The sequence below is a fragment of the Myroides sp. DF42-4-2 genome (assembly GCF_030326445.1).
Lineage (GTDB): Bacteria > Bacteroidota > Bacteroidia > Flavobacteriales > Flavobacteriaceae > Flavobacterium.
Genome location: NZ_JACAKI010000035.1, coordinates 1 through 16,412 on the forward strand (window position 1 = coordinate 1; position 16,412 = coordinate 16,412).

Genomic DNA, 16,412 nt, shown 5'->3' on the forward strand with positions numbered 1-16,412 from the left:
GGGAGAGTATGTCGTCGCCCTTCTTTTGAAAGCCTGATTACGCAAGTAGTCAGGCTTTTTTTTTGGTTTATAGTGAATGGTAAAGATGAGAATAATCAACACAGATTTCGTCGCTCTTTGTTCGTCGCTCTTCGCTCGTCGCTCTTTGCTCGTCGCTCTTTGCTCGTCGTTCGATGCTCGTCGTTCGATGCTCGTCGTTCGATGCTCGTCGTTCGATGCTCGTTGTAAAGCACAATTATCTTACAAATGAAGAAACTAAACAAACCGCACAAATCGTAGCATAGCGTAGATTCATCGAACACCAAAACAAATATAAACTAGGTGAGATAAACCGCACAGATTTCTTTGCTCTTTGCTCGTCGCTCTTTGCTCTTCGTTCTATGCTTGTTGTAAACCACAATTATCTTACAAATGAAGAAACTAAACAAACCGTGCAAACCGCGCAAAGAACAAACCGCGCAAAAAACAAATCGTAGATTCATCGAACTCCAAAACCATTATAAACTAGGTGAGATATAGAACAACTACAAACCCCATATCAAACAGCTACTCTAGCTCATACTGCTTTATACGTTTGATCTTACAACCATCGCAATTGGTCTTATTAAATTGGAGTATTAGCAATTATAATTTATCTAAATCCAAACTATTTATATAAAAAAAGGATTAATATCGAACAGAGATAACGAATTATAGTACTGATTTTCATCTTTTATGGATTATTGTTCAATTGGACTTATACGGGAAGCGAATCATAAAATTTATCATTTAATATTGTTCTCATTTCGAGTATTCCTAGTTAATTTTATTTTAAATATTAATATTTTTGAATATTTGATTGTTTTTTGGCAAATTTTCTTAAATTACTCTTAGATATAGAGTGATCTGAGTTTTTTTTAGCTAAATAATGTGGAAAATGTATTATCTTTGAAAAAAAAGAAAATACTATCCAATTATATTGCTATGATTGATCGTTTAAAAAGTAGATTGAAAAGAGATATTCCCCGTGGAATTATATTCTTCATCGATATCCTGATCATTCTCTTTACTTATTTTATTTCTTTACTATTCCTGAGTAATTTTTATGGTACTTATGAAGTAGAGTTATTATATTTTAAACTACCAATTGTTTTAGGTTCTTATATCTTTAGCTTTTGGTTAGTCAAACCCTATCGAAGCTTAATTCGTCAGACATCAATTAAAGACATCGAATTAGTTTTTATCACTTGTCTTTTGGCGAGTGTCCTGATCACTATTCCTGCTGCATTGCAGCGCAATGGTGTTCTCTCTGGTGAACAGATGGATGATTTTGTTAGACAATCCTATTCCTTTATTGTTATGCATATGCTGCTCTCTGTGGCTATGTTGGTATGTGCTCGTTTATTTTATAGTCAGTTTTATCGCAGCTATATTTTAGATGTACGCAATGAAAAACGGGTGTTGATCTATGGTGCAGGGGATTCAGGTTTAATTACTCTCAATGCTCTTGCTGGAGATACTAAAGTACGTACACAAATAGTAGGTTTTGTCGATGACAACGAGAAAAAAGTGGGCCAACGAATCGCAGGTTACCGCATTTTTGGAAGTAAAGAACTCAGTACAGCTTTTGTACAACATCATCGAATTGACGATATCATTATATCTATTCAGAATATCCAACGGGAACGCTTAAATGAAATTGCGGAACACTTAGTAGAGTTACCAGTTAAAATTAAGATTATTCCTCCTGCTACGGATTGGTTAAATGGGAAGTATACGAATAAGCAAATTAAAGAATTGCGTATTGACGATTTGTTAGGGCGCAAGGCGATCAATTTGGATAATCCTATTATAGCAAATGAAATCCAAGGTAAGGTGGTTATGATTACAGGAGCAGCGGGTTCAATTGGAAGCGAAATTGCCAGACAAGTTGCCTTGTTTGATTTTAAATTGTTGATCTTGATTGATCATGCGGAATCTCCGCTCTACGATGTTCAACAGGCCATGGTTTCTCCACATCTAGATCGCATAGTTTATGTAGTGGGTAATATTCGAGAAGAATCGAATATGCGTGCAATTTTCGATCGTTATAGACCAAATTTAGTTTATCACGCTGCTGCATACAAACATGTTCCTTTGATGGAAACCTATCCTTATGAGGCTATTTGCACTAATGTCAAAGGCACGAAACATATGGCTGATTTAGCCGTTGCCTTTGATGTACAAAAATTTGTAATGGTATCAACCGATAAAGCGGTGAATCCCACCAACGTTATGGGGGCAACCAAACGAGCAGCAGAAATCTATGTTTCTAGTTTAAAGGGGAAAGGTAAAACTAATTTTATTGTCACCCGTTTTGGAAATGTTTTAGGATCTAATGGATCTGTTATTCCTTTATTCAAAAGACAATTGGATGCTGGCGGACCTTTAACGGTTACCCATCCTGATATTACGCGATATTTCATGACTATTCCAGAAGCTTGTCAATTGGTATTAGAAGCATCAATCATGGGTAAAGGTGGTGAAATTTTTGTCTTCGATATGGGAAAATCTATGAAGATTATGGATTTAGCAAAGCGTATGATTCGGTTGAGTGGGTTCGTATATCCCGATGATATCGATATTAAGATTACAGGATTGCGTCCAGGAGAAAAGATTTTTGAAGAGTTGTTAGCCAATGATGAAAACACGGTCAAGACACACCATGAAAAAATTATGATTGCACAGGTGCGAAATCAGGATTTGGGTGAAGCAAAACAAATTATTGAAGCACTATGCCAAAGTGTATTAAATGAAGAATCCAAAGACGATATGATGTATCTAGTTACTGAACTAAAGCGAATTGTACCAGAATTCAAGTCACAAAACTCGGTTTTTGCTTCTTTAGATCAAACCGTTGTGTTTTAGAAAATATAGAAGAAAGCGGGTGTTCCAATGGAGCACCCGCTTTGTTTTTTAGATGTATTACTTTTGCCAAAGTTCTATGCTTTGGAATTTGATTTCTTTGATTGTATTTCCCTTTTGATTACCTGTAGGTTGTTCAAATACCACCCAGTACATCATGCGTTTTTTGCTGTCTGGGTTTGTATAAATGCAACTAAGTAAAGGGGATTCTGGGTTGTTTCCACTTCCGTTTTTATACTTCATTGGTGTTGTACAATATTGGCTTACTTCGTCCAAATTGACGTTATAGGCATAGGTAGGATTGCTATAATTCACTTGGTTTTGACTGTTTAGCGTATAGGTGCTTGAGAGTAAGAATTGCACACCAAAATACAATTGATCATCTCTTTTTAATTGTTCCACTGTAAAACGACTCTCATCAGCTTTAGTGAAGGGGATATAATACATGCGATCACCGTCAAAACCATCAAAAATACTATAGGATAAGTTGCCTATTTTTACTTCCTTGTCGTCGATATCCATCGTTTTGAGAAGGTTTTGTATTTTTAGTGTATCTGGATTTTTTGTGGTCATTTCATAGAGTAATTCACCTATTTTTTGTCCAAAACTTTGGCTTTGTGCGTTTGTTGTTATCGACATTGTGCATAGGGCAATTAGGGCTACTGTAGCATAGAGGTTTTTTCTTATCATAGCTTGAATCTTTAATATAGTATTAAAAATACAATTTTTTGAGCAGAAGAAAGCGGTAAATTTTATTTGTTTTCGTTCCAATAGTAGCTATCAGGATAGATTCGTTCGCCAAAGATGGCGGTTCCTACTCTGACGATTGTTGCTCCTTCTGCCACGGCAATTTCTAGATCTCCACTCATACCCATGGATAGTTCATTCATTTCCACGTTGTGTAAGTGGAGTTGTTTAGCTTGTTCTTGAACGTCTTTTAGTATTTTAAAACAGGCGCGAATCTTTATTTCATCTGCGCTAAACAATCCGATTGTCATTAGTCCTTTTATGTGTAAAGTATTTAATTTAGCTACCTCTTGAATGAGTTCAAGAGCGTATGCTGGTGCTACTCCAAATTTGCTATCTTCATTGGAAGTGTTCACTTGAATGAGGATGTCCATGGTTTTATTTTCTAAGGCTAATCGCTGGTGTAATTTGGTGGCTAGGTCCAAGCGATCCACAGAGTGAATACACGTAATGTTGTATTTGAGTATATCCTTGATTTTGTTAGTTTGTAGGTGACCAATGAAGTGATTGGTCGGATGGAGATCTAGTAACTCATCGTATTTTTCTTTTATTTCTTGTACTTTGTTTTCGCCTAGTAAGGTTTGACCAGCTTGGAGGGCTATTCGAATTCGGGCTGCAGGCACTGTCTTGGTAGCCAAAAGTAGTTTGACCTCTTTGGGATCTCTATTGTTGGCGATGCAGGCTCGTTCTATGCGTTGTAGAATGAGCGTTAAGTTTTCTTGAATGTGTGACATAGGAATAAAATTAAACAAAAAACAAAATTGGCGAAGCCGAGACTTCGCCAACAAACTAGACTTATTTCCACCAATTATAGTAGTTATGCACTCCATCGTATTGAAAATCACATTTCGGATAGAGATTATTACCAATGATGTTCGATTTTTCGGTTTCTAGCATTAAGCCACAAGCACCTGTTTCTTCACACCATTTTTTGCTGCGGTCAATCAAAGCTACTGACAACCCTTTTCCTCTGTAGTCTGGGTGTACAAATAGATCGCTTAACAACCATTGTTTTTGTAGCTTAATGTAGTGAAAAAGCTTGTACAACTGTACGAAACCAACTGCTTTGTTATCGTAAATAGCCAAGAAAATATCGGATTCACCATGGAGAAGTCGCTCTTTGATGAAATTTGTACTTCCTTGTAAATCTGATTCTTGACGATAAAAGATACGGTAAAGATTAAAAAGAGTTGCTGCTTCTTCTAAATCTTCTAAACTTGCTTTTTTAATTGTGTAATTCATCTTTAATTTTTCTTTTACGCAACAAAAGTATGGGCTATTAGGACTATCTTTGTGGTCCAGATATGTTATAATTAGTAGTCCACTATGATGCCATTTGAGAGAATAATATCGATTGACCGCAAGAGTAAGATTCCCATTTACAGACAGATTGCCATTTCTTTTATCAATGCAATTAGTCAAGGGGTAATCAAAGCAAATACACATTTGCCCAGTACGCGTGATTTAGCGAAGTTACTTGAGGTTCACCGCAAGACGATTGTTGCAGCTTATGAAGAGTTGGAGGCGCAAGATTGGGTGGTTTCTGTACCGCGAAAATACGTGGCAGTTTCAGCTAAAATTCCCCAGTTAAAACCGAAAAAATGGTCTGAGGAGTCAGCCAATGAATCCTCGTATACCACTGCTTTTCAGCCGGCGTTTAAACAAATTACTTCTCCTAAAATTAAAGAAATAGCTAGGCTGCCTTCTATCATTCTCGATGATGGATTTCCCGATGTACGACTTTCCCCCATTGACGATTTACTCAAAATCTACCGTTCGTATACGTCTAAGAAACACAGTATACGCAATGCTACATTTGGTACGGCCCAAGGCAGTTTGAAATTGAGGGAAATATTGGCTTCCTATCTGTCAGAAACTCGAGGATTAAACATAGAAAAAGAGCATATTTTAATCACGCATGGAGCGCAAATGAGTATTTATTTGGCGGCTCAATTATTGTTGGAACCTGGCGAATGTATTGTAGTAGGGCGGCCGAATTACGATATGGCGACTAAAGTGTTTGAACAAACAGGGGCAACTGTGCTTGAAGTGAATGTGGATGATAATGGTTTGGTGGTATCAGAAGTAGAGTCAATCTGCCAAAGTAAGCCCATAAAGGCGATCTACGTGATTCCACATCACCACTATCCAACAACTGTTACGCTGAGCATTGAGCGTCGTATGGCTTTATTAAAATTGTCTCAGCAGTACGGATTTGCCATCATAGAAGATGATTACGACTACGATTATCACTATGCGTCTTCTCCTTATTTGCCTTTAGCAAGTAGCCAGCATAGGGGACATGTTATTTATATAGGATCATTTTCTAAATTGTTAGATCCCTCTATACGCATTGGATTTATGGTGGCTCCATTTAATTTTATTGAACAAGGTGTAGCCTTGCGGAAACTAATTGACGTTGGGGTTGATGGCTATATGCAAAATGCTTTAGCTGAATTAATTCGACAAGGGGAATTAAAACGACATATTAAAAAAGCGAAGAAGTGTTATTTTTCGCGCCGGGATTATTTAGATGAGCTGTTGCGTTTGCATCTAGCTTCTTCTGTGGATTATACTTTGCCTTCGGGAGGTATGGCTATTTGGTTAACCTTGAAAAAACCGTATGTTATTGAGCAATTAATGACACATCCACAACTTGCTATTAAACGTGTAGATACCGAGCTAAACGCTTTTCGTTTTGGCTTTGCTTCGATGAATGAACAGGAGTTGGAACAAGCGGTATTGTTGTTGAAAACGATAATTGGAGGTGAGGGGGTAAAATAAAAAAAGACTTGGATTTTCCCAAGTCTTTTTTTGGTGTCAATCCACTGGATTAACAGTTGTTATTTTGCAATATCAATGAGGATTTTTACTTGAGAAGGGTTTTTTATTAAAGCTTCAAATCCTTGATCTACAATATTTTCTAGTTTGATTTTGCTGGTGATCAGCTTTTCTACAGGCATGCGTCCACTGTTGATTAACTTCATGGTTTGGGGGAAGATATTTCGGTATGCGATAACGCCTTTAACTGTAATTTCGCGCAATACTTGTTGTAAAGCGTCATGTTGTACAGGTTTGCCGAATAGGGCAACGAGTACTGCTGTTCCACCGTTTCTAACTAGGTTTAATCCAGTGTCAAAAGACGCTTGAACGCCTGCGCAATCTAAAAATACGTGAGGTCCTAAATGATCCGTAACCGCTTTTATCTTTTGGTGTAAATCGGGATCCGTGGCGTTGAATACGTGTGTTGCTCCAATTTCTTTTGCTTTTTCCAAGCGTTTTTCAGCGACGTCTGTAACGATAACAGTGCTTGCACCAGCGGCTAAAGCTGCTTGTGTACACAGTAGTCCGATAGGACCTGCGCCTGAGATGAATACTGTTTCTCCAAGTTGAACTCCACTTTGCATGACTGCATATACGGCTACTGCTGCAGGTTCAACCATAGCACCTTGTTCAAAAGTCATGGATTCCGGCATTTGATGAACCATATAGTCTTCCACAACTACGTAATGAGCAAAACCTCCATCACCTGCTAATCCAATAAAACCAAGATGTTCTCCCAAATTGTATTGACCTGCTGTTGTAAAAGGACTGTCGAAATTTTTATAAATGGGTTCTACTACGACGCGATCGCCTTTTTTCAGGTGAGTTACGCCTTCCCCTACTTCTTCAATGATACCTGAAAATTCATGACCTAATGTCGTTACGCCTTGGTGTCCATTAAGAGGGTATGGCGCGTCCATGGGAATCAATTGGGGACCGTGGTTATACTCGTGTAGATCGGATCCGCAAATACCAGCAAATTGTACGGCAATCTTAACTTGTCCTTTTTTGGGTTGTGGGATGACGATTTCTTCCACGCGTATGTCTTTGGCAGCATACCAACGTGCAGCTTGCATTGTTTTCATAGGTAGTTTTTTATATGTTTCTCTCAAAATTAAGAAAAGGTTGTTTATAAAATGCAACTTAGAAGTTAAAGGTATATAAATTAACGAGTGTTAAGAAATGAAGTTGAACAGTGTAGAACCACGTTAAAGGAAGAGGTGGTATTCTTGTGTTTTGCGATAAGACTTCGCAAGATTTAAGCGTAAAACTTAGGCAATTTTTCGTATTTTTGTTTGAATAAAAAAAGAAAGGTATGGCAACAGTAACATTAAAAAATAATCCATTTCACACGATTGGAGATTTACCAAGTATCAACACAGTAGCTCCAGGGTTTGAGTTAGTAGGAACTGATTTAGCAGTAAAAAAATTAAGTGATTTCGCAGGAAAGAGAATCGTTTTGAATATTTTTCCAAGTGTAGACACGCCTACTTGTGCTACATCTGTTCGCACGTTCAATCAAAAAGCAGCACAATTAGAAAACACCGTTGTATTGTGTATTTCTAAAGATTTACCTTTTGCGCAGACTCGTTTTTGTGGTGCTGAAGGAATTGAAAATGTAGTAATGTTGTCTGACTTCAGAACCGGAGCTTTTGGAAAAGCATATGGGTTGACTTTTACAGACGGGCCATTAGAGGGATTGTTATCCCGTGCAATTGCAGTAATTGACGAAAACGGTTCAGTTGTATATACAGAACAAGTAGCAGAAACTGCGAACGAACCGAATTATGAATTAGCTTTAGCCGCACTCTAGGCAAATAAGGTAATCTAGTAAGAGAAGATATTTTTACTAAAAGTTGTTTGTTTGATAGTCCAATACACGGCTTTTTTTAAAAATATCTTTTACTTTATTACATTAGCTAGAGAAAGAACGCTTATTTTATCAATTGCAACGAATAAATGGAAAGAGAAAGTAAATCGACAAAGAAGAAAAAATCCCCTATGGAAACTAAGAAATACGATACAACCATCTTAAAGAATTCGCGTTTTTTATTTTCTATCTTATTGATTATTATTGGTATATCCCTTACCCTGAGTTTTGTATCCTATTTTCTTTCTGGCATCGAAGATCAGAGTAATTTGGCAGAAATTGGAGATCGAGAAGTAGAGGTTCACAATTGGTTGGGGAAATTAGGAGCCTATTTGGGGCATGTTTTCATTTATCAAGGATTTGGATTGGCTTCTTTCTTTTTTGCTAAGCTATTAATTCACAGTGGAGTATATGCTTTCTTCGGCATTGCATCTCGCCGAATAAAAAAGGTTGTTTTTTGGGATTTAACTTCAATGATTTTATTGGGTAGTTTTCTAGGTTTCTTTTGGCAACAAAATCCATTGCTAGGAGGAACGGTCGGCTATGAAATTAATTTGTATTTGACAGATTACTTAGGTACAGCAGGGACTATTTTACTCATTAGTTTTGTTACACTTGTTTTTCTCTTGTTTCGCTATAAGTTATCGCCAACAAAGATTAGAGACTTTATATCATCATTGCCTGAAAAATTTTCTTCCTTTTCTGCCAAAACGAAATTGGACGACGCTAGGTTTGATCAGGATACACCTGTTGTAAAAGAAACAGGTAAAGAGGCTGTTGTTAGTGCGCCCATGCAGGAAGAGCAGGAAGAAGATTACAGCATGATTTTACCCTCAGAAAAAGAGGAACTTGTTCCAGAAAAAGAAGAGATACAGAACACGGCATTTAACATCGATCACAAGAGTATAAAACCTACTATAGGGCATAGTTCCGAATTGAATTTACACCCGAAAAAGGAGGAAACAGCTGCTGAAATAGAAGTAGGCAAAGGGGCTTCTGAAGCGTTTGTTATTGAGGAGATCAAAGACGAAGGAACGGTAGAGGAAAATTTAGCTGCTCAATTAGTGCAAGATTTTGGAGAGTTTGATCCGACATTGGAATTGTCAAACTATCAGTTTCCATCTATTGATTTATTAAAAGATTATGGTACGGGTAGTATTACCATTAACCAAGAAGAATTAGAAGAAAATAAAAATAATATTGTAGAGACCCTGCGAAATTATAAAATCGATATTGCTCAGATTAAAGCAACTGTGGGCCCTACGGTGACGCTATACGAAATTGTTCCAGAGGCGGGGGTACGCATCTCAAAGATTAAGAATTTAGAAGATGATATTGCTTTGTCATTAGCGGCATTAGGGATTCGTATTATTGCGCCTATTCCAGGAAGAGGAACCATTGGAATTGAGGTTCCAAATACAAATCCGTCCATAGTGTCGATGCGCAGTGTAATAGCATCGCCAAAGTTCCAAAGTGCAGAAATGGAATTGCCAGTTGCACTTGGAAAGACCATATCCAACGAAACTTTTGTTGTGGATTTGGCTAAAATGCCCCATTTATTGATGGCAGGGGCAACGGGACAAGGAAAATCTGTTGGATTGAACGCGTTGTTGGCCTCTTTGTTGTACAAGAAACACCCGGCTGAAGTGAAATTTGTATTAGTGGATCCGAAGAAAGTGGAGTTGACCTTATTCAATAAAATTGAACGTCATTACTTGGCGAAATTACCGGATTCTGAAGAGGCTATTATTACGGATAATACGAAAGTTATCAATACTTTAAATTCGCTTTGTATTGAGATGGACAATCGCTATAGTTTGCTAAAAGATGCCATGGTCCGCAATATTAAAGAATACAATGAAAAATTCAAACAACGTCGTTTAAATCCCGAAAATGGGCATCGCTATTTGCCTTATATCGTATTGGTAATTGACGAGTTTGCCGATTTAATTATGACGGCAGGAAAGGATGTTGAAACGCCAATTGCCCGTTTAGCGCAGCTGGCTCGAGCGATTGGAATTCACTTGATCATTGCAACACAACGTCCATCAGTAAACGTTATTACAGGGATTATTAAAGCCAACTTTCCTGCGAGAATTGCCTTTCGCGTGACCTCAAAAATTGATTCACGTACTATTTTGGATCAACAAGGAGCGGATCAGCTGATCGGTAGAGGGGATTTACTTTACACACAAGGGAACGATTTAGTTCGCGTACAATGTGCTTTTGTCGATACACCAGAAGTAGAGAAGATTACGGAATATATCGGAGGGCAGAAAGCCTATCCCGATGCTTATTTGCTTCCTGAATATGTGGGTGAAGAAGGTAGTGGTACAGATTTCGACATGGATATTAGCGAAAGGGATGCGTTGTTTAGAGAAGCTGCTGTTGTTATTGTCAATGCCCAACAAGGGTCTGCTTCTTTATTGCAGCGCAAATTAAAATTGGGATACAATCGTGCAGGTAGAATTATCGATCAATTGGAAGCAGCGGGAATAGTTGGTCCTTTTGAAGGTAGTAAAGCCCGCAGTGTATTGATTCCGGATATCATAGCGCTAGATCGCTTCTTTGAAGAAGAACAAAAAGATTTATTTAATTAACAAACGAGACTTACACATGAAAAAAATAGTATTGCTTTTATTGACTTGTAGTGCGATGGTGACCTACGGACAAAGTAGTCAACGCGCTAAAAACTATTTGGATGAAGTAAATAAAAAAATAGGGAGTTATACGTCTATTTCTATCGATTTTCACTACTCGCAGATCGACGGAAAAACTGGAGATATCAATCAAGAGACGGAAGGACATATTGACCTAAAGCAAAACCTGTATCGTCTGTCTTTTATGGATATGACGCGTATTTTTGACGGAAAGAAGATTTATACAATTAGCGATGAGGATCAGGAGGTAACAGTTTCTAAATACGATCCCAATAAGATTGACAATGCTTTACCTTTGCAATTTTTATCGTTTTATAAAACGGGTTATGATTTGCAATGGGATATTGCTCAAAATATAAAAGGCAGAGAAATTCAATACATTAAGCTTATTCCAACCGATAAAAAATCTGGAATCAAAGAGGTTTTGGTAGGGGTAGATCACGCGACAAAGCAGATCTATAACAAAATTCAAGTAAACAAAAATGGATCGAAGTCTGTGTTAACGGTTAAATCTTTTAAAACAAATCAAAGTTTGTCGAAAAATCACTTTACCTTTACGAGCGCAGATTATCCAAATTATTACATCAATAACATAGATTAATTACGCTACGTGAAAATACTTGATCGCTATATACTAACCACTTTTATGTCAACGCTGTTTACAGTGTTCATCATTCTCTATTTTATTTTTATTTTACAAGGAATCTGGCTGTTTATCACTGAATTAGCGGGTAAAGACTTGGACTTTTTTATCATTGTTCAGTTTTTGCTGTTTTATTCCCCTAAGATGATCCCATTGGTGTTGCCTTTATCGGTGTTGTTAGCGTCGATTATGACCTTTGGTAATTTTGCTGAGCACTATGAATTTGCGGCAATGAAAGCGTCGGGTATTTCCTTAAAACGCGCGATGCAACCGTTATCTATCTTCATTGCGGTATTGGCATTTGTATCGTTTTGGTTTGCTAATGACGTTATTCCTAAGGCGGAATATCGTTTTATCAACATGAGAAAAGAAATTCTACAAACTAAACCCGCTATGGCAATTGCTGCAGGTCAATTTAACGATGTAGGGTCGATTAATATTAAAGTAGATAAGAAAACCGGAGAGAAAGGGCAGTACCTAGAGAATGTGACTATGCATATTAAGTCTCAATCGGGTTATGACAATAAAGCTGTAATTCGTTCCGTAGATGGAGAATTAGCCTCGGACAACGAAACGAATATCTTGAATTTACACCTATTTGACGGCAATTACTATGAAGATATTGTGCCGAAAACAAGCGCACAAATTCGAAAAAAACCCTTTGTTAAAGTAGCTTTTGAGAAGTATACGATGAATATTGATTTGAATGCGCTACAAGATGATGGGACACAACGCGAAGAGATTAAAAATACGTATCATATGTTGAACATCAAAGAATTGTCGTATACGATTGATTCTTTGGAATCTTCTTTAGTGAAAGATAAAAGTTCAAATATAGACAACCTGATGGTGCGTTATAGTGATATTTACAATCCATATAGCTACAATACTCGAAAAAAAGGTCAAGTAAAAGATGGGGCAAAAGATAGTTTAGTTGTAAAAGAGAAGGTTATTGATATGCAAGGCGACTACTTAGCGTCTTTTTCAACCCATGCACAAGGACGTATTGTGCAATCAGCCATTGACTATACCAACAATATTTTGTTTACTACCGAAAGCAATGATACGTCTAGTCTAGCACAGATTAAGAAGATTAACGATCACTATTTGGCGCTTTACGACAAATTTGTTATTGCCTACTCTTGCTTTTTGATGTATTTCATTGGTGCACCTTTAGGTGCTATCATTCGAAAGGGAGGCTTAGGATTGCCGATTGTTTTTGCAGTAATTATTTTCATTATCTATCACTTTGTGAATACTTTTGGTAAGAAATTGGCACAAGAAGATGGAATACAACCGATTTTAGGTGCTTGGGCAGGTGCATTGATCTTAACGCCTTTGGCTATTTTCCTTACACTAAAAGCAACCAGAGATAATGGAGAGGTTAACTTTTTAGGGTTTTTCTATACCCTGGGTGATTTCGTAAAAAAGAAATTTACTAAAAAAGTAGATACAGAAGAAAAACAAACCATAGAATAACACACAAAAAAACACTTAATTATGTCAACGAATCACATTCAGCTACATACGATAGAAGAAGCTATAGAAGATATTAAAGCAGGAAAAGTTATTATTGTCGTGGATGACGAAGATCGTGAGAATGAAGGAGATTTTATAGCAGCAGCGGAGATGGCCACTCCGGAGATGATCAACTTTATGGCAACGCATGGACGCGGATTAATTTGTGCACCATTAAATGAGAAGCGCTGTAAAGAGTTAGATTTAAAACCCATGGTTCAAAACAATACAGTATTGCACCAAACGGCATTTACGGTTTCTGTAGATTTGATAGGAAACGGCTGTACAACGGGAATTTCTGTTCAAGATAGAGCAAAGACGATTTTGTCTTTAGTTGATGAAACTACAAAGCCAGAAGATTTAGGGCGCCCAGGACATATTTTTCCTTTGATTGCAAAACAAGGCGGAGTATTGCGTCGTACAGGACATACTGAAGCAGCGGTAGATTTAGCTCGTTTAGCTGGATTTAAATCTGCGGGTATCTTAGTAGAGATCTTAAATGAGGACGGTACGATGGCTCGTTTACCCCAATTAGTTGAAGTAGCGAAGAAATGGGATTTAAAAATCATCTCTATTGAAGCCTTGGTTGCTTACCGCATGAAACACGATAGCTTGATCGACAAAAAAGAAGATTTTGAAATTGAAACTCGTTTTGGAACATTCCGTTTGCGCGCATACCAACAAATTACAAATAAACAGATTCACATCGCCTTAACAAGAGGAGAGTGGCAAGAAGAGGATGCGGTTTTAACGCGTATTAATTCGATGATTGGCAGTAATGATATCTTAGATGCGTTAAGTGGAAAATTAGATGTGCGTATTGAAGCTGCATTTAATAAAATAAATGAAGAAGGAAAAGGAGCTATTTTATTCATTAATCAAGATGCACAAAATATTAGTTTATTGCGTCGATTGAATTTCATTAAAGAGCACTTAGGGGGAAAATTAGATATGGATACACCTAAATTACCAGGAGATGAGAAAGACTTTGGTATTGGTGCACAGATATTACACGATTTAGGTATTACTAATATTCGCTTAATGACGAATTCAGAACCAGAAAAGCGTGTGGGAATGATAGGCTATGGTTTAGAAATTTCAGATTACGTGATGTATTAAATAAGCGATTGTGAGTGAGTTAGGTTTGTGTTGTTTTATTTATCAAAAAAAAGATTTTTTCTTTTTTGTATAATTGAAAAAACGCGTTATATTTGCACTCGCAATACGGAAGTAAAGCAGACCACAGGAGAAATGGCAGAGTGGTCGATTGCGGCAGTCTTGAAAACTGTTGACTGTAACAGGTCCGGGGGTTCGAATCCCTCTTTCTCCGCAATAAATACTGATAATTAGTCAGTTAAAGCGTAAACACCCAATTTTACACCCAAAAATGTAAAGTTGGGTGTTTTTTATTTTAGGTTACAAAAAATCTAATGGACTTGGTGTCGATTTCTTATCTATATCTGTAATATGAGTGTAAATCATGGTTGTTCTAATATCACTATGTCCTAATAATTCTTGTACAACCCGAATGTCAATTCCGCTTTTTATTAAATGTGTGGCGTACGAATGACGCAAAGTATGCACACTGCCTTTTGTTGCAATATTGGCTTTTTTCATTGACTTTTTCAAAACTAACTGAACACTTCTTTCGCTGTATTGCTCATCATTAGTTCCTTCGAATAAAAATATTTTGGGTTTATATTCAATATAATATTCTCGCAACAAACTTAATAACTTATCAGGTAAAGCTACCAGCCTATCTTTATTCCCTTTGCTTTGTTGTATTAGCAGTAAATTACTGTCGGATTTTACATCGGTTAGTTTAAGATTTATTAACTCACTTAAGCGTAATCCACAACTGTAAATAGTGGTAAGAATTGCTTTATGCTTTAAATTTTCTGTAGCATTTAATATTTTTCTTACTTCTTCTTGAGAAAAGAAAGTAGGCAGTTGGGTTGATTTTCGTTTAGGATATAAATAATTCAATTCTATCGTTTGATTATTGACCAACTCATAAATCTTCTTAATTGCCCCAACTAAAGAGCGTTGATAAGATGCACTAATATTGTCTTGAAATACTTTTTCATTAATAAAACCCTCTATTTCAGCAATAGGTATTTCGTTGAGCGTACGATATTTATTCATATACTCTAAGAATATTTGTGCATAACCACAATACGATTTTATCGTATTATTGGCATAGCGTTGCACTTGCAATCGGTCATGTAAAGTTTTTAATATTGTTTCGCTATCCATACTTAAATAAATCTAATTGAACCTATTTTGTTTCGCTATCCACAAAAAACAACTTACTAAGTATCTAATTTACAAAAAAATAATTATATTAGTAACAGATTTTACGAAATGCGCATATAGGTGTTATTTTACGAAACTACACCTTATTTTATTTCGTAAAATAACAATGTTGTGCGTCATAGAAAAACTCACTCAAAATTAGAAAAATATAAAAATGACAAATGAAATAATAACTCACGAGAACAAAGAATTTAAAAATGTTGATTATTCTGGAAAAACATTAAGAAATAGAGAATTTTTTAAATGTAAGTTTATATCGTGCATTTTCGTAAAAAGTGACTTGAGAGGAAATAGTTTTGAAGAATGCACTTTTCAGGACTGTAACTTTTCAATGACAGAAATAGAAGGAACGGGTTTTAGAAACGCAAGCTTTATAGGAAGCAAAATTCTTGGAATTGATTTTACAAGATGCAACAATTTTGCATTTTCTTTCAGATTTGAGAATTGTATTATGGATTATTGTACATTTTTTGGGACAAAGTTAAAGAATACGCACTTTGTAAAATGTTCTCTTAAAGAAGCAGATTTTACTGAATCGGATTTATCTTCAGCAGTTTTTAATGACACAGACCTTACAGGAACGAGGTTTTTAAATACTATACTTGAAAAGGCGGACTTTAGAAATGCAAAAAACTTCGCTATTGACCCTGAATTTAACAAACTTAAAAAAGCAAAATTTTCTGCATTTCAACTAGAAGGATTGCTATATAAATATCAATTGATTATTTCTTGAACAAAAAAAAATAATTACGAACGCACAACACCGTATATAAGCTATGGCTCGTTCTGTGCCTATTTGGAAAATCCTGCGGTTTGCCAAAGTTAGTTTATATTTGGAGAGGTTCGTGCCGAGACACGCCACAGCTCATATACATAACGTTATGTGTAATTTTAGCCGCAAACGCAGTTAAAACAAAAAGGCTCCGAATTTCGGAACCTTCTTTTTATCATT

13 protein-coding genes and 1 tRNA gene are annotated in these 16,412 nt (G+C 36.5%); 9 read left to right on the plus strand and 5 right to left on the minus strand.

Annotated features, from left to right (window positions below; translation table 11 throughout):
* Nucleotides 1-963: 963 nt before the first annotated feature.
* Nucleotides 964-2,886 (plus strand): polysaccharide biosynthesis protein, encoded by a 1,923-nt coding sequence (locus tag HX062_RS15640; RefSeq protein WP_182628745.1) that lies wholly within the window; start codon nt 964-966, stop codon nt 2,884-2,886.
* A 57-nt stretch (nt 2,887-2,943) separates the two neighbouring features.
* On the opposite strand, the gene HX062_RS15645 is transcribed toward HX062_RS15640, so the two are convergent.
* From HX062_RS15645 to HX062_RS15655, 3 genes are all read right to left on the minus strand, one after another.
* A complete protein-coding gene (locus HX062_RS15645; RefSeq protein ID WP_182628735.1) occupies nt 2,944-3,573 on the minus strand; it encodes a hypothetical protein in 630 nt (209 codons plus the stop codon).
* Between the two features lie 62 nt (nt 3,574-3,635).
* Complete coding sequence (locus HX062_RS15650; RefSeq protein WP_182628736.1) at nt 3,636-4,364, minus strand: YggS family pyridoxal phosphate-dependent enzyme; 729 nt, start codon at nt 4,362-4,364, stop codon at nt 3,636-3,638.
* A 61-nt stretch (nt 4,365-4,425) separates the two neighbouring features.
* Nucleotides 4,426-4,872: a GNAT family N-acetyltransferase gene (locus tag HX062_RS15655; protein WP_182628737.1), complete on the minus strand. Its 447-nt coding sequence runs from the start codon at nt 4,870-4,872 to the stop codon at nt 4,426-4,428.
* 84 nt (nt 4,873-4,956) lie between these two features.
* Here HX062_RS15655 and pdxR point away from each other — a divergent pair, with 84 nt between their 5' ends.
* On the plus strand, nt 4,957-6,414 hold the full coding sequence (gene pdxR / locus HX062_RS15660; protein WP_286468070.1) for a MocR-like pyridoxine biosynthesis transcription factor PdxR: 1,458 nt from the start codon (nt 4,957-4,959) through the stop codon (nt 6,412-6,414).
* A 59-nt stretch (nt 6,415-6,473) separates the two neighbouring features.
* Here pdxR and HX062_RS15665 read toward each other — a convergent pair whose 3' ends face one another.
* Complete coding sequence (locus HX062_RS15665; protein WP_182628739.1) at nt 6,474-7,538, minus strand: 2,3-butanediol dehydrogenase; 1,065 nt, start codon at nt 7,536-7,538, stop codon at nt 6,474-6,476.
* Nucleotides 7,539-7,768: 230 nt separating this feature from the next.
* Here HX062_RS15665 and tpx point away from each other — a divergent pair, with 230 nt between their 5' ends.
* From tpx to HX062_RS15695, 6 genes are all read left to right on the plus strand, one after another.
* Entirely contained in the window at nt 7,769-8,266 is a 498-nt protein-coding gene (gene tpx, locus HX062_RS15670; RefSeq protein WP_182628740.1) for a thiol peroxidase, read from the plus strand.
* 146 nt (nt 8,267-8,412) lie between these two features.
* Nucleotides 8,413-10,923, plus strand: a complete 2,511-nt coding sequence (locus HX062_RS15675) for an FtsK/SpoIIIE family DNA translocase (protein ID WP_286468071.1) — start codon at nt 8,413-8,415, stop codon at nt 10,921-10,923.
* Nucleotides 10,924-10,939: 16 nt separating this feature from the next.
* Nucleotides 10,940-11,584, plus strand: a complete 645-nt coding sequence (lolA1, locus tag HX062_RS15680) for an outer membrane lipoprotein periplasmic chaperone LolA1 (protein ID WP_182628742.1) — start codon at nt 10,940-10,942, stop codon at nt 11,582-11,584.
* Between the two features lie 9 nt (nt 11,585-11,593).
* Nucleotides 11,594-13,105: an LptF/LptG family permease gene (locus HX062_RS15685; protein WP_182628743.1), complete on the plus strand. Its 1,512-nt coding sequence runs from the start codon at nt 11,594-11,596 to the stop codon at nt 13,103-13,105.
* Between the two features lie 21 nt (nt 13,106-13,126).
* Nucleotides 13,127-14,263, plus strand: a complete 1,137-nt coding sequence (gene ribB / locus HX062_RS15690; protein WP_182628744.1) for a 3,4-dihydroxy-2-butanone-4-phosphate synthase — start codon at nt 13,127-13,129, stop codon at nt 14,261-14,263.
* Between the two features lie 126 nt (nt 14,264-14,389).
* Nucleotides 14,390-14,474 (plus strand) — tRNA-Ser (locus HX062_RS15695).
* An 86-nt stretch (nt 14,475-14,560) separates the two neighbouring features.
* Here the strand turns inward: HX062_RS15695 and HX062_RS15700 are convergent.
* Nucleotides 14,561-15,400, minus strand: a complete 840-nt coding sequence (locus HX062_RS15700; protein ID WP_286412918.1) for a tyrosine-type recombinase/integrase — start codon at nt 15,398-15,400, stop codon at nt 14,561-14,563.
* Between the two features lie 214 nt (nt 15,401-15,614).
* Between HX062_RS15700 and HX062_RS15705 the strand changes: the two genes are divergently transcribed.
* Nucleotides 15,615-16,193, plus strand: coding sequence for a pentapeptide repeat-containing protein (locus HX062_RS15705; RefSeq protein ID WP_182628772.1), 579 nt, complete (start codon nt 15,615-15,617; stop codon nt 16,191-16,193).
* The last annotated feature ends 219 nt before the right edge of the window (nt 16,194-16,412 follow it).

Bases quoted from the DNA above. Each gene is read 5' to 3' on its own strand.
- HX062_RS15645 (WP_182628735.1), bottom strand. From the start codon at position 3,573: ATGATAAGAAAAAACCTCTATGCTACAGTAGCCCTAATTGCCCTATGC.
- HX062_RS15675 (WP_286468071.1), top strand. From the start codon at position 8,413: ATGGAAAGAGAAAGTAAATCGACAAAGAAGAAAAAATCCCCTATGGAA.
- HX062_RS15655 (WP_182628737.1), bottom strand. From the start codon at position 4,872: ATGAATTACACAATTAAAAAAGCAAGTTTAGAAGATTTAGAAGAAGCA.
- ribB (WP_182628744.1), top strand. From the start codon at position 13,127: ATGTCAACGAATCACATTCAGCTACATACGATAGAAGAAGCTATAGAA.
- HX062_RS15705 (WP_182628772.1), top strand. From the start codon at position 15,615: ATGACAAATGAAATAATAACTCACGAGAACAAAGAATTTAAAAATGTT.
- HX062_RS15665 (WP_182628739.1), bottom strand. From the start codon at position 7,538: ATGAAAACAATGCAAGCTGCACGTTGGTATGCTGCCAAAGACATACGC.
- HX062_RS15650 (WP_182628736.1), bottom strand. From the start codon at position 4,364: ATGTCACACATTCAAGAAAACTTAACGCTCATTCTACAACGCATAGAA.
- pdxR (WP_286468070.1), top strand. From the start codon at position 4,957: ATGATGCCATTTGAGAGAATAATATCGATTGACCGCAAGAGTAAGATT.
- HX062_RS15700 (WP_286412918.1), bottom strand. From the start codon at position 15,400: ATGGATAGCGAAACAATATTAAAAACTTTACATGACCGATTGCAAGTG.
- tpx (WP_182628740.1), top strand. From the start codon at position 7,769: ATGGCAACAGTAACATTAAAAAATAATCCATTTCACACGATTGGAGAT.
- HX062_RS15640 (WP_182628745.1), top strand. From the start codon at position 964: ATGATTGATCGTTTAAAAAGTAGATTGAAAAGAGATATTCCCCGTGGA.
- lolA1 (WP_182628742.1), top strand. From the start codon at position 10,940: ATGAAAAAAATAGTATTGCTTTTATTGACTTGTAGTGCGATGGTGACC.